The sequence below is a fragment of the Pedobacter nyackensis genome, from assembly GCF_900176505.1.
Taxonomy (GTDB): domain Bacteria; phylum Bacteroidota; class Bacteroidia; order Sphingobacteriales; family Sphingobacteriaceae; genus Pedobacter; species Pedobacter nyackensis.
Map to the genome: position 1 here is coordinate 179,199 of NZ_FWYB01000003.1, position 12,638 is coordinate 191,836.

The following is a 12,638-nucleotide window of genomic DNA, read 5'->3' on the forward strand; positions in this document are numbered from 1 at the left end:
TGTTTTTTCGATATATTTACTTTTTGAAAATACATGACTACTTTTTTATCTCATCGTGGCAACAGAAAAACCTCTCGTTTCAGTAGTTATAGCAACTTATAACCGTAGTAATGTATTAAAATTCAGTATTGCTTCTGTTTTAAAACAAGATTATCAAAATTTCGAAATTATTGTCATTGGTGATCATTGTACCGATGATACGGAAGAGGTGGTAAATTCTTTTGTCGACAAAAGAATCAGTTTTTATAATCTGGAAGAAAATTTTGGGGAGCAATCTTATCCGAATAATATTGGTTTCCAAAAGAGTACTGGAGAATTAATTGCATGGCTAAATCATGATGATTTATGGTATCCTGAACATTTGAGTGCTTTGATGGAAAGTCTTTATCAGTCGGAATCCGATTTAGTATACTCCTGGTTTCTAGCTTATAATGTTCACAAATTTAATCTGGCTTATAACCTTCCTGTATTTACCAAAGAGAATCGATACTTCCCGTTTTTTTTTATTCCGGCTTCTACATGGTTGGTAAAAAGGGATACCATTACCAAAGCTGGCTTATGGAAAAGTGCGAGGGAGATTTATAATGCTCCATCGCAGGAATGGATTAACAGGGTAAATAAATTAGGTATGAAAATAACACCTGTACAGAAATTAAGTGTTATTGCTATTCAATCGGGCTGTCGCAAAGACTCCTATTTAAATCGACAGGTGGAGGAGCATGAATATGTCTTTGAGCGTATGTACACTGCTGAATTTAGAGAAAATGTACTGACTGAGCTTTGTTATCATTTAGCTTTACGGCACAACAGGGTCTCTTTAAAAGAATATTTTTGGTTTTTTTTTAAGAAACCGATTGTCTTTTTTGCTATTCGTTATCGATTTAGCCCTCATGCTTTGACCAATAGAATGAAATTTAGAAAAAAAGGTGGGGTGATTGATTATTTACGTGATGTACGTGGGTTGTCAAAACTAAACAGAGATACAAAATAGTTTTATGATAAAAAATTTCACGAAAGACAAGCAAAATATTACTGCAGATTGGGAGCCGATAAATGCTTCAATGATTGAAGGTGTTGAATTTAAGGAAATCAGAAATGTAATTAAAGACAATGGTTATTTAACAGAAATGTTTAGGTCAGAATGGTTTGATAACACTGAAATAGGCCAGGTATTTAGAGTGCATTTACAACCAGGAGCCATCTCTGCCTGGCATGCCCATGCTATAACAGTTGACAGGCTCTCGATAATTTATGGGGCTGTTAAAGTAGTTTTATTTGACGCTCGTCCTGATTCTCCTACTGCAGGGAAAATTAATGAATTTAAACTTAGCGAACATCGTCCGGGAACTGTACTTATTCCGCCAGGTGTGTGGCATGGCGTTCAGAATATCAATCACAATGCGAGTATGATATTAAATATGGTAGATAAAGCATATGTATATGAAAATCCCGATCACCTGCGTATAGATTTTGATGATCCTCAGATACCCTATACATTTGAAAAAAGATCAATTTAATACAATCAACCGTTGATCAGGAAAAGAGTATTTCAATACGGGGCTGCTCTTGTATTTACCAGGGGCATTTCTTTTTTATTCACTTTGCTGATTATTCGATCTTTACCCATTGGGGATATAGGTACTTACTACTTCCTCATAGGGATCTCAGCAGTTTTGGAAGTGTTTATAACCTGGGGAAGCCCAGTCTCAATCCAAACGCAAAGCGGCAAGAGTGAACATAGTAATATGGCATTTTCTGCTGCCCTACTTGGTGCTGGACTGTGCTTTTTTAGTTTAATTTTATTTTTCTTCTTTCAAGCCCTTCATTTAATTCATGATTCGCTTAGTCCCATCGCAGTCATCTTTGTAGTCTCAAGCACTCTGGTTAACTCTTTTACAAGTATTGCTTTGGCTTATTATCGAAGTATGCTCAATGTGAAGAATGATATTTATATTCTGCTGGCTAAAGAACTTGCCAAGTTCGTTATTCTGTTGGTAATTAAATCAGTGTTTGATTTATCACTCCAGAGTATACTTGTTCTTCTAATTTGTATTAATGTGCTAACTATTCTATCCATTTTGATAGATCTTCAAATAAGAAAAAACAAAAAAGAGCTAACAATAAAAAAAGATATTTCCTTTTTAATGAAGCAGGGGAGGCTGTTAATGCCTACATTTTTTGTTTACTCATTTCCATTCATTCTTATAAGAATATTTGGCTACACCCATTTTGGTAAAGAAGCTACGGGGTTATTGAATATTTGCCTGCTTACCAATGCCGGATTTCAATTGTATGCAAGTAGCTGGGGGATGGCTGTGAAACCTATTATCGGGCATTTTAATAACTTGGAAGATAGATCTGCTATTTTTAAGGTATGGAAGGAAACAAATTGGGTCTATCTTTCTGGCTGCATTGTATTATACATCGTTTGCTTTGTATGCTATAAACAGGTTTTAGGATTATTTAAGTTAGATGCGGATGTGGCATCTGTCAGGCATTTGTACTTTATAATACTTTTATACAATCTGGTTTATAGCATCGGTGCAATTAATAACAGTTTCCTGCAAATGCTGAAATTAACCGGGTACGAATTAAAAGGGATGAGATTAGGCCTTCTTTTCTACCCGTTGATCATATGGTATTGTTTCGATAAGGACATTCAGACATTAGCATGGGCAGTAGTGCTTTTAGAGTTGTTTAAGCTAAGTGTACAGGAATTTGTACTCTATCGTAGATGTGAATTAAAACCACGATACCAATTATCAATTAGTGCTGTTGTTATTCTAATAACAGGGACTATAACTTTAATATGCGTTTTTTGATATCTAGTGTCTCATTAAACCTAACCATGTAGGGAAATATACTGAAAGACCATTTTAACAGAAACGCAATTATTCTATTTTTTGGAGGATCATTGCCTCAATGAATAGCAAAAACTACTCAGAAATATATTTATTATAATATAAGTTAGTAATCGTAATTTTTAGACCAAAAATGGACGTCGACCGCCTTTTTGCGTTATAACAGCTCAAAATCATTTCAGCTTAAAAATTTGGTTTTATGCTATTACCCTGTTATCTTCGTTTTAATTGAAGCAAGACTATGTAGGCTTAGTAGCCGATGTAGTCTTGTTTGTTTTTTATAGGATTTACACAAAAATAAACGAGCTATGACAGAGGTAACGTATTATACCCAAGATGGTTTAGATAAACTGAAAGAGGAATTGCAATATTTGAAAACCACCGGAAGGCAGTTGATTTCAAAGGCAATTGCCGAAGCCAGAGATAAGGGCGATCTTTCAGAGAATGCAGAATATGATGCAGCTAAGGAAGCACAAGGTTTACATGAAGCAAAAATTTCTAAAATGGAGACAACCCTTTCAACCGCAAGGCTGATCGATGAGTCTAAATTAGATACCACGAAGGTGCTTGCGCTTTCTATAGTAAAAATAAAAAACATTAAAAACGGCGCTACCATGTCTTACCAGTTGGTAGCAGAATCAGAGGCCGACCTTAAAACAGGAAAGATCTCTGTAAAATCACCAATTGCAAAAGGATTACTAGGTAAATCTGTAGGTGATAAGACAGAAATCGAAGTGCCTGCAGGTAAAATGGAATTCGAAATATTAGAGATCAGCAGATAACATTAAAATATGGCAAGTATCTTTTCAAAAATCGTTAATCGTGAGATTCCAGCACATATCGTTGCTGAAACTGCCGATTTCCTGGCCTTTCTGGACGTGAGTCCGTTGGTGATGGGACATGTACTGGTAATTCCTAAAAAGGAAGTAGATTACATTTTCGATATGGACGATGAAAGCTATTTAGGCTTATCCCTGTTTGCAAAAACAGTGGCTACTGGTGTAAAAAAGGCTTTCCCATGTAAAAAGGTAGGTGTTGCTGTAATTGGATTAGAAGTGCCACATGTGCACATTCACCTGATTCCAATGAACAATGTGAATGATATGAATTTCAGCAAAGCTAAGCTGCAACCAACGCAGGAAGAGCTGGCCGAAGCAGCAGCGAAAATTAAAGCTGTACTCTAAAAAAATAAGATCAGGCTTCTGAAGCTTTGATATAGCACAAAAAAGGAGCGACAAATGAATTGTCGCTCCTTTTTTGTGCTGGTATAAGACAAGTTGTCTGTCTTGGTTTTTGTGAACAAAAAAATTGGTATCTGCGAAAGGGCATAGGAATATTTGCCTTCCTTCAAGGCAACTGTTCCAGCCATTGAGTAGATTGCCTATTTTTTTAACTTGTCATTATTCTTATGCCTGTCTGCATCCCTGATACTCTTCTTAATCAGGTTCCTTTCCATCGCAGCAGTCAGATCGATTCCAGTCTGGTTAGCCAGGCAAATCAATACGAATAACACATCCGCCATCTCGTCACCTAAATCAACAGCCTCATCACTCTTTTTAAACGACTGCTCGCCATATTTTCGCGACATGATTCTGGCTACCTCGCCAACCTCTTCCATCAAAATAGCTGTGTTAGTTAATTCATTAAAATAACGGATACCAGTCGTTTTAATCCACTGATCTACCGTTTCCTGTGCTTCTGCTATAGTCATGTTATTCTTTATTTTTTGTGTCAAGAATTATCGTTACCGGCCCGTCATTTACCAGGCTGATCTTCATATCAGCACCGAAAATGCCCGTTTGTACGTCTTTATTCAATAGCGAAGAAAGCTGTTTAATCATCGCTTCGTAAAGTGGAATTGCCTTATCTGGTCGGGCGGCTCTGGTAAAACCAGGCCTGTTTCCTTTTTTTGTGGCTGCAAACAATGTGAATTGGCTAATCAGTAAGATGTTCCCGTCTATGTCGGCCAAAGCTTTATTCATTAAGCCTTGCTCATCTCCGAAAACCCTCATGTTAGCTATTTTCCCTGCCAGCCATTCCATATCTTCTAAGCTATCGGCATCCTCAATGCCAAGTAAAACTAAGAAGCCGAGTCCGATAGTGCCGGTGGTATTCCCCTCTACAACACAGCTCGCTGAAGTAACTCTTTGTATAACCGCTCTCATAATGTACTTAAATTGCGTTTAGGCTCTGGTTTCGTTACCATGATAAATGCTCAGATAGCTTTCATATCTGCTCAATTCTATTTCACCATTCTCTACTGCTTTAAGTACAGCACATCCAGGTTCATTGACATGCCTGCAATTGTTAAACTTGCATTGATTCATCAGGTCCCTCATTTCCCTGAAGTAATGTCCAAGTTCCTCAGGTTTAATGTCGAATATGCCCAGTTCGCGTATGCCCGGTGTATCGATTAAGTAACCACCAAAAGGTAAGGCATGCATTTCGGCAAAGGTAGTCGTATGTTGCCCCTTGTCGCTCGCTTCCGAGATTTCACCTGTTTTAATGCTATGGCCAGGTAGGAGCACATTGATCAGACTTGATTTTCCCACACCCGAATGGCCGGAGAATAAAGTGGTTTTATCTTTTAGTAAACTTTCAATCAAAGGAATGTTTGTGCCTTCAAGGGCAGAAACTGTATAGCAAGGGTAACCAATGTTTTCGTAAATCCTTTGATATTCAGCCAATACCTCTAAGCCATCTTCATTATAAAGGTCGAGCTTATTAAAGATAAGCATGGCCGGGATATCATAAGCTTCGGCTGTTGCCAGAAAACGGTCAATAAAACCTAATGATGTTCGCGGAGAAGCTAAGGTAACCACTAAAAAAGCCTGGTCGAGGTTGGCCGCAATAATTTGCGCTTGTTTGGATAAATTGATGGATTTACGGATGATATAATTCCGCCTGTCGTACAATTTATTGATCACGCCATTGTCTGAGTTTGGTTCCAGCTCAAACCCTACCTGATCACCCACTGCAACAGGATTAGTGGTTTGAATACCTTGAATTCTGAACTTCCCTTTTATTCGGCAGTTGTATTCAAGCCCATTTTCTCCATGTACCTGATACCAGCTTCCCGTCGACTTTATTACTAATCCTTGCATATAATTGGTAAAGGTAAGAATTTACTAAATACTATATCCCTCATAAATATTTTTACAAATGCTTGCTAATTAGAAAAATATAACTTTACTTTACGGCACATAACAGATAGTGTAAAAAATACAATGATTAACAATTCAACCACAACTACGATTACCACAACCACCGGCATAGCACGGAGGACGGTAAGCTAGTGGGCTGAAAAAGATATAAAAAACCACAAAAAAGCGCCTTCCTCTAACTGGGGAAGGCGCTTTTTTTTTGACCAAACCTGTCTGAACCTTGCCATTGCAAGTAAAGACGCAAACGAATTATTGAAAAACTATGAATATTTTAAAATTTGGAGGTACATCTGTCGGTTCAGCTCAAAGCATAAGCGCGCTGATGGAAATTCTTAAAAAGGAAAAGGGAGATGAGAACCCTATCGTTGTTCTTTCTGCAATGGGGGGCGTAACCAACACCCTATTGGAGATGGCAGAAAATGCGAGGAATGCAAGCGATTACGCTGATCAGCTGAAACAGGTAGAGGCCAGACATTTTGAAGTCATCCGCACCTTACTTCCTGCAGGCGCTCAAAACCCTGTACTTACCAAATTGAAGATCTATTTCAATGAGTTGGAAGATATTCTGCAGTCGGTTTATAACCTTCGCGAACTGAGTTCGCAGACTAAAGATTTGATTTTAAGTTATGGTGAACGCTGTTCGACAGTAATGGTTAGCCATATTGCCTGCCAGCATTTTGCCAATGCGCTATTTGTAAATGGGGCCGAACTGATCAAAACTGATAGTAATTTCGGACAAGCGAAAGTTAATACTCAGCTTACAGAAACGCTGATCAGAGATTTTTATGAATCTAATAAGGATAAATTACTTTTTGTTACCGGATTCATTTCGAGTAACGAGGAAGGTCGCATCACTACTTTAGGTCGCGGGGGTAGCGATTATACTGCCGCAATCTGGGGAGGCGCTTTAAATGCGCAGGAAATTCAAATCTGGACAGATGTTGATGGGATGCTTACTGCCGATCCAAGGATCGTTAAGAAAGCTTTTTCTTTACCGGAACTCAGTTATATAGAAGCAATGGAGCTATCTTATTTCGGTGCAAAGGTGATCTACCCGCCAACTATGACTCCCGCTTTCTTAAAGAAAATTCCCATTGTTATTAAAAATACTTTTAACGTTGATTTCGAAGGTACTTATATCAAACATGGTGCACATGCATCGAACCTTCCTATAAAAGGGATTTCCTCAATCGATGAAATCAGTATTTTAAATCTTTCGGGAAGTGGAATGGTAGGTAAGGCTGGTTTCAGTGGCCGACTGTTCTCGCTTTTATCCAGAGAACAGATCAATGTGGTGCTGATCACACAATCTTCTTCAGAGCATAGCATCACTTTTGCTGTTAAGCCTTCTGATGCTTTAAAAGCATTGTCGTTGATTAATAAGGAGTTTGAATTGGAACTTCAGGCCCGCAAACTGGAATATCCTGAGGTGGAGAACGGGCTTTCGGTATTGGCCATAGTAGGTGAAAACATGAAACGTACGCCGGGGATTTCGGGGAAATTGTTTAATGCGCTGGGTAGAAATGGTGTAAACATCAGAGCTATCGCACAGGGATCTTCAGAATATAATATCTCAGTAATTCTATCAAGAGCTGATCTTTCAAAAGCAGTGAATGCTGTTCATGATGCGTTCTATTCAGACTTGAAAAAAACACTGAATGTATTTTGTCTTGGTACCGGTAATATCGGAAAGACACTGTTCCAGCAACTGCAAAACCAGATGCCTTTTCTAGCGAAGAACAATGATCTGCAGGTGAAAGTTATGGGCGTTAGTAATACCCGTAAAATGTATCTGAATCCAGATGGTTTAGATCTGGCTAATTGGGAAGAAACACTGGAAACACAGGGAGAACAGGCGGATTTGGGCGAATTCATTAAACAGATGAAGAATATGAATCTGGCCAATTGTGTGTTTGTAGACAATACTGCAAGTCATAATCCAATCCAGTTTTACCTGGATGTATTGCAGTCCAGCATCTCTGTAGTTACTTGCAACAAGATCGGGAACTCTGCTGAATACGATCAGTATGTGGCTTTCAAGCAAGCCGCGAGGAAACATGGGGTTGACTTTTATTACGAGACAAACGTAGGTGCAGGCTTGCCAATCATCCGTACACTAAAGGATTTAATGCTTAGTGGTGATAGGATTGGAAGAATCGAAGCTATTTTATCTGGTACTATATCCTACATCTTCAACAATTTTAAAGGCGACAGGTTATTTCATGAAGTAGTGAAGGAAGCGCAGGATTTAGGTTATACCGAGCCCGATCCGAGAGACGATCTGAACGGTAAGGATTTTATGCGCAAAATGCTCATCCTTGCGCGTGATGCAGGATACGCCCTGGAAGAAAAGGATGTTGCTATAGAAAGTATGCTTCCGGCAGACTGTTTGGCCGCCGCTAGTGTACCTGATTTTTATGTGGCTATGGAAAAAAATGCCGCGCACTTTGAAAACCTGAAACAGGAAGCCGCAAAAGGCAATAAGGTATTAAGATACATTGGTAAACTGGAAGATGGTAAGGTTGCTATTACCCTGCAAATGGTGGATGATAGTCATCCTTTCTACATGCTTTCAGGTAGCGATAACATCATCTCATTTACAACAGATCGCTATAAAGAACGTCCTTTAGTGGTTAAAGGGCCTGGTGCAGGTGCAGAAGTAACTGCAGCAGGGGTATTTGCAGACATCATAAACGTTGGTAAAAGATAAATAGCAATATGAATAAATCGATAAAAGTTTTCGCTCCGGCCACAGTGGCCAACGTAGTATGTGGTTTTGATGTGTTGGGTTTCGCGGTAAATGAGCCCGGCGATGAAGTAATTATGCGCCTTACGGATAAACCAGGTGTTTCCCTTTTAAAAATTACCGGTGATGAAGGTCGTTTACCTTTAAATCCCGACAAGAATACAGTGAGTGCGATTGCCAAACAATATTTAGCACATATTGGCCGACCTGATGTGGGTATTGAAATAGAACTACATAAGAAGATGCCTATAGGAAGTGGCTTAGGTTCCAGTTCGGCCAGTACAGTAGCAGGTTTATTTGCTATTAATACTTTGTTTGATAGTCCACTAACGAATAAAGAGCTTGTTCCTTTTGCGATGAAGGGGGAGGAGTTGGCCTGTGGATACGGTCATGCGGATAACGTGGCACCTGCCTTAATGGGTGGTTTTGTACTCATCAGGAGTTATAGCCCGCTGGATATCATTAGTCTGCCTTTTCCGCAAGATATGCATGCAGCTATTGTATATCCTGAAGTTGATGTGCCTACTAAAGATGCACGTCAGATGATTCGGTCGAAAGTGTTTTTAAAAGATGCGGTAACTCAATGGGGGAATGTTGCTGGATTGGTAAGCGGCTTGTTTATGAATGATTATGATTTGATTGGTCGTAGTATGACCGATGTGCTGGTAGAGCCTACACGCTCTATTTTGATCCCGGATTTTGAAAGATTAAGAGGACTGGCTATGGAAGCCGGAGCTATAGGTTTTGGAATTTCGGGCTCAGGACCATCTGTGTTTGCATTAACTAAAGATGCAGAAACAGCTAAGCAGATCACTCAGAAACTACAACAGCATTTAAAAAATATTGCTATCAATAGTCTGGCTTTTGTTTCGGAAGTCAATAAAAAAGGGCCAATAATTTTAGATTAAAGTTATTGTTGAACATAAATACTTCGTCATGCATGAGCAATTGTCATCCTGCTATTAACGGATCCCGGCCTTCGCTGGGATGACGAACGACTTAAATAAAAATGATTAAACAAAATGAAATTATACAGTACAAACAACCATAACCTAAGTGTCGATTTTCCAACTGCAGTGTTCAACAGTATGCCTGCAGACAAAGGCCTATATATGCCTGTTCACATTCCGCAATTGGATCAGGAATTCATTGATACCATTGATCAGTTTACATTGCCTCAAATCGCCTTTAAAGTGGCTTCAGCTTTATTACAGGGTGCTATTCCTGCTGATGACCTGAAAAGAATCATTGATGATGCCATTAATTTTGATGCTCCGGTAGTAAAACTGGCTGAGGATGACTATGTGCTAGAACTTTTTCATGGACCTTCTTTAGCATTTAAAGATTTTGGGGCTAGGTTTATGAGCCGCATTATGGGCTACTTTTTAAAAGACAATGAGCAGATGCTTGATGTACTGGTTGCTACTTCGGGTGATACCGGTGGCGCTGTAGCGCTTGGTTTTTTAGGCGTACCAAATACACGGGTAACCATTCTTTATCCAAAAGGGAAGGTGAGTGATATACAGGAACTTCAGCTTTGCACTAATGGACAAAACATTCATGCTATTGAGGTAGAGGGGACTTTTGACGATTGCCAGGCCTTAGTAAAACAGGCTTTTGCAGATGATGAGCTGAATGCCAAGCTTCGCCTTACCTCAGCCAACTCTATAAATATTTCGAGACTGATTCCACAAACATTCTATTATTTCAATGCCTATGCGCAGTTAAAAAAGCAAGGTAAAAGGGAAGTGGTATTTGTGGTGCCTAGCGGGAACTTTGGAAATATTGCCGCTGGTTTACTGGCCTATAAAATGGGCTTGCCTGTAAAACAGTTTGTGGCTGCGACCAATGTGAACGATACTGTTCCAAGGTTCCTGGAAACTGGGGTGTACGAAACCCGACCATCTGTACAAACTTATGCCAATGCCATGGATGTGGGGGCACCAAGCAACTGGGTAAGGATTATGGATCTTTTCCAAAATGATAAAGCCGCATTACAGCAAATATTGAAAAGTTATCGTTTTACAGATCAGGAAACCCTGGAGGGCATGCAAGTCCTATATAGTGATTTCAATTATATTGCTTGTCCGCATACCGCAATTGCATGGAAGGCTTTACAGGAATATAGAAAAGATGCTGCGGATAAAGACTTTGCAGGAGTTTTCCTATCCACTGCACATGCCTGTAAGTTTCCTGATATTTTCCCTGAAGAAATGAAAGCTAAAATTGAGATACCTGAACAGGTGAAAAACCTTGCTAAAAAACAAAAGCAGTCAACCGTTATGGATACTGCCTTCGAATCTTTTAAAGAATATCTGAATAGCTATTAGCTATTTTTTAGTAAAGCGCATAATGGCAATATCACCCATCATAAAATTAAGGGTACTGTCGCTGGTTATCGCATAAGTACTTGCTTTCTTCAGCATCTCTACAAAAGTGGTCTCTCCTTCACCAGGACAGGCCATTTTTGTCATCATAAACGGTTTTGTGAAGTTAATTGTCGTATCGTCTGCTATCAGTTGACCTGAGAACGAATTACAGCTGGTATTGCCGCTAAACCTCTTTTCTGCGACATCAAATTTGATGATTGGTTTTTTACCAGGATATAAACCATTGAATGCTATTCTTGGTCCGGATATGTAAGTCAATTCCCATGTTCCACCCAATTGGGATAATCCACCATTTTCTATTGCCCCAGACTTCATTGTTGTACAAGCAGCTAAAGAACTTGTAATAACTAATGCAAATAGCATCAACCTTTTCATATCGTGTTTTTTATGGTTATAAAACAGATATCCAAAGAAATGCTTCCCTGGATATCCTGTTTAGAATAATAAATCTCTTTGAATGAATATACAAAGAGTGTTCCAAAAAACGCAGTCAGTTAAGATCTTCTTTAAAAAACGGCCTGTGCAATTCGTTTTGTAGGCTCCGGATTTCCCATTGTATAGAAATGCAATACAGGTGCGCCCATCGCTTTAAGCTCATTACATTGGTTAATCATCCACTCAATTCCCACTTCTTTTACCTCTTTCTCCGATTTGCAGGCATGTACTGCTTCAGTCAGGGCCAGAGGAATATCCAGATGGAATATTTTAGGTAAGCTAATGAGTTGTTTGCTGCTGGTGATTGGTTTCAATCCGGGAATAATGGGCACATTAATTCCGTTAGCCCTACATTTTTCTACAAATTCTCTGTACTTGTTGTTGTCGAAGAACATCTGGGTTACAATAAAATCAGCCCCTGTATCTACCTTATGTTTCAAATATTTGAAATCGGTATCGAGATTAGGTGATTCAAAGTGTTTCTCAGGGTAGCCCGCAACACCTATACAGAAATCTGTTTTTTCAGCACTTTCCATATCATCATGCAGGTATTTGCCTCTGTTCATATCTACAACATGACTCAGCAGTTCTGAAGCGTAAGCATGACCATTGGCGGTGGGAACAAAAGAACTATCGCTTTTTCGCGCATCGCCCCTTAAAACCAATACGTTGTCGATACCCAGAAACTGAAGATCGATCAAAGCATTCTCAGTTTCATCTTTAGTAAAACCACCACAAATCAAATGTGGTACAGCATCTACTTTGTACTTGTTCATGATTGCTGCACATGTAGCTACAGTACTTGGGCGCTTGCGATAAGCTACTTTCTCCAATAAACCATTGGGATGTTGCTTATAAATATAGTCCTCACGTAGGTAAGTTACATCAATAAAAGGAGGGTTGAACTCCATTAAAGGATCAATAGCATCAAATATTCCCTTAATACTTTGGCCTTTTATAGGCGGTAATAATTCAAATGAGAATAAGGTCTTACCCTTTGCATTATGTATATGATCTATAATTTTCATTAGTCTAGTCGTTT

13 protein-coding genes are annotated in these 12,638 nt (G+C 39.1%); 8 read left to right on the forward strand and 5 right to left on the reverse strand.

Annotated features, from left to right (window positions below; genetic code table 11):
- Positions 1 to 55 precede the first annotated feature (55 nt).
- From B9A18_RS08885 to B9A18_RS08905, 5 genes are all read left to right on the forward strand, one after another.
- On the forward strand, positions 56 to 991 hold the full coding sequence (locus B9A18_RS08885) for a glycosyltransferase family 2 protein (protein ID WP_159452619.1): 936 nt from the start codon (positions 56 to 58) through the stop codon (positions 989 to 991).
- A gap of 4 nt (positions 992 to 995) precedes the next feature.
- Positions 996 to 1,517: a dTDP-4-dehydrorhamnose 3,5-epimerase family protein gene (locus B9A18_RS08890; RefSeq protein ID WP_084288929.1), complete on the forward strand. Its 522-nt coding sequence runs from the start codon at positions 996 to 998 to the stop codon at positions 1,515 to 1,517.
- 12 nt (positions 1,518 to 1,529) lie between these two features.
- On the forward strand, positions 1,530 to 2,822 hold the full coding sequence (locus B9A18_RS08895; protein ID WP_084288930.1) for a lipopolysaccharide biosynthesis protein: 1,293 nt from the start codon (positions 1,530 to 1,532) through the stop codon (positions 2,820 to 2,822).
- 347 nt (positions 2,823 to 3,169) lie between these two features.
- A complete protein-coding gene (greA, locus tag B9A18_RS08900; RefSeq protein ID WP_084288931.1) occupies positions 3,170 to 3,643 on the forward strand; it encodes a transcription elongation factor GreA in 474 nt (157 codons plus the stop codon).
- A 9-nt stretch (positions 3,644 to 3,652) separates the two neighbouring features.
- Positions 3,653 to 4,045, forward strand: coding sequence for an HIT family protein (locus tag B9A18_RS08905; RefSeq protein ID WP_084288932.1), 393 nt, complete (start codon positions 3,653 to 3,655; stop codon positions 4,043 to 4,045).
- A 197-nt stretch (positions 4,046 to 4,242) separates the two neighbouring features.
- Here the strand turns inward: B9A18_RS08905 and B9A18_RS08915 are convergent, their stop codons facing one another.
- Genes B9A18_RS08915 through rsgA form a run of 3 tightly spaced genes read right to left on the reverse strand, consistent with a single transcriptional unit; the run spans position 4,243 to position 5,965 of the window.
- Positions 4,243 to 4,572 carry a nucleotide pyrophosphohydrolase gene (locus B9A18_RS08915; protein WP_084288934.1) on the reverse strand — a complete coding sequence of 110 codons (330 nt, stop codon included), beginning with the start codon at positions 4,570 to 4,572 and terminating at the stop codon, positions 4,243 to 4,245.
- Position 4,573: 1 nt separating this feature from the next.
- Positions 4,574 to 5,026 (reverse strand): D-aminoacyl-tRNA deacylase, encoded by a 453-nt coding sequence (gene dtd, locus B9A18_RS08920; RefSeq protein WP_084288935.1) that lies wholly within the window; start codon positions 5,024 to 5,026, stop codon positions 4,574 to 4,576.
- An 18-nt stretch (positions 5,027 to 5,044) separates the two neighbouring features.
- Positions 5,045 to 5,965 carry a ribosome small subunit-dependent GTPase A gene (gene rsgA, locus B9A18_RS08925; RefSeq protein WP_084288936.1) on the reverse strand — a complete coding sequence of 307 codons (921 nt, stop codon included), beginning with the start codon at positions 5,963 to 5,965 and terminating at the stop codon, positions 5,045 to 5,047.
- A gap of 322 nt (positions 5,966 to 6,287) precedes the next feature.
- On the opposite strand from rsgA, the gene thrA reads away from it, so the two are divergent.
- The 3 genes from thrA to thrC all read left to right on the forward strand — a co-directional run bounded on the left by thrA (position 6,288) and on the right by thrC (position 11,101).
- Positions 6,288 to 8,735, forward strand: coding sequence for a bifunctional aspartate kinase/homoserine dehydrogenase I (thrA, locus tag B9A18_RS08930; protein WP_084288937.1), 2,448 nt, complete (start codon positions 6,288 to 6,290; stop codon positions 8,733 to 8,735).
- Positions 8,736 to 8,743: 8 nt separating this feature from the next.
- Positions 8,744 to 9,679 carry a homoserine kinase gene (locus B9A18_RS08935; protein ID WP_084288938.1) on the forward strand — a complete coding sequence of 312 codons (936 nt, stop codon included), beginning with the start codon at positions 8,744 to 8,746 and terminating at the stop codon, positions 9,677 to 9,679.
- Between the two features lie 114 nt (positions 9,680 to 9,793).
- A complete protein-coding gene (thrC, locus tag B9A18_RS08940) occupies positions 9,794 to 11,101 on the forward strand; it encodes a threonine synthase (protein WP_084288939.1) in 1,308 nt (435 codons plus the stop codon).
- Here the strand turns inward: thrC and B9A18_RS08945 are convergent, their stop codons facing one another.
- Positions 11,102 to 11,536 (reverse strand): META domain-containing protein, encoded by a 435-nt coding sequence (locus B9A18_RS08945; RefSeq protein WP_084288940.1) that lies wholly within the window; start codon positions 11,534 to 11,536, stop codon positions 11,102 to 11,104.
- 131 nt (positions 11,537 to 11,667) lie between these two features.
- A complete protein-coding gene (metF, locus tag B9A18_RS08950) occupies positions 11,668 to 12,624 on the reverse strand; it encodes a methylenetetrahydrofolate reductase [NAD(P)H] (RefSeq protein WP_084288941.1) in 957 nt (318 codons plus the stop codon).
- Positions 12,625 to 12,638: the final 14 nt, after the last annotated feature.

Coding starts and splice junctions, on each gene's coding strand:
- B9A18_RS08915 (WP_084288934.1), bottom strand. CDS start 4,572: ATGACTATAGCAGAAGCACAGGAAACGGTAGATCAGTGGATTAAAACG.
- metF (WP_084288941.1), bottom strand. CDS start 12,624: ATGAAAATTATAGATCATATACATAATGCAAAGGGTAAGACCTTATTC.
- dtd (WP_084288935.1), bottom strand. CDS start 5,026: ATGAGAGCGGTTATACAAAGAGTTACTTCAGCGAGCTGTGTTGTAGAG.
- B9A18_RS08945 (WP_084288940.1), bottom strand. CDS start 11,536: ATGAAAAGGTTGATGCTATTTGCATTAGTTATTACAAGTTCTTTAGCT.
- B9A18_RS08890 (WP_084288929.1), top strand. CDS start 996: ATGATAAAAAATTTCACGAAAGACAAGCAAAATATTACTGCAGATTGG.
- greA (WP_084288931.1), top strand. CDS start 3,170: ATGACAGAGGTAACGTATTATACCCAAGATGGTTTAGATAAACTGAAA.
- B9A18_RS08905 (WP_084288932.1), top strand. CDS start 3,653: ATGGCAAGTATCTTTTCAAAAATCGTTAATCGTGAGATTCCAGCACAT.
- thrA (WP_084288937.1), top strand. CDS start 6,288: ATGAATATTTTAAAATTTGGAGGTACATCTGTCGGTTCAGCTCAAAGC.
- rsgA (WP_084288936.1), bottom strand. CDS start 5,965: ATGCAAGGATTAGTAATAAAGTCGACGGGAAGCTGGTATCAGGTACAT.
- thrC (WP_084288939.1), top strand. CDS start 9,794: ATGAAATTATACAGTACAAACAACCATAACCTAAGTGTCGATTTTCCA.
- B9A18_RS08935 (WP_084288938.1), top strand. CDS start 8,744: ATGAATAAATCGATAAAAGTTTTCGCTCCGGCCACAGTGGCCAACGTA.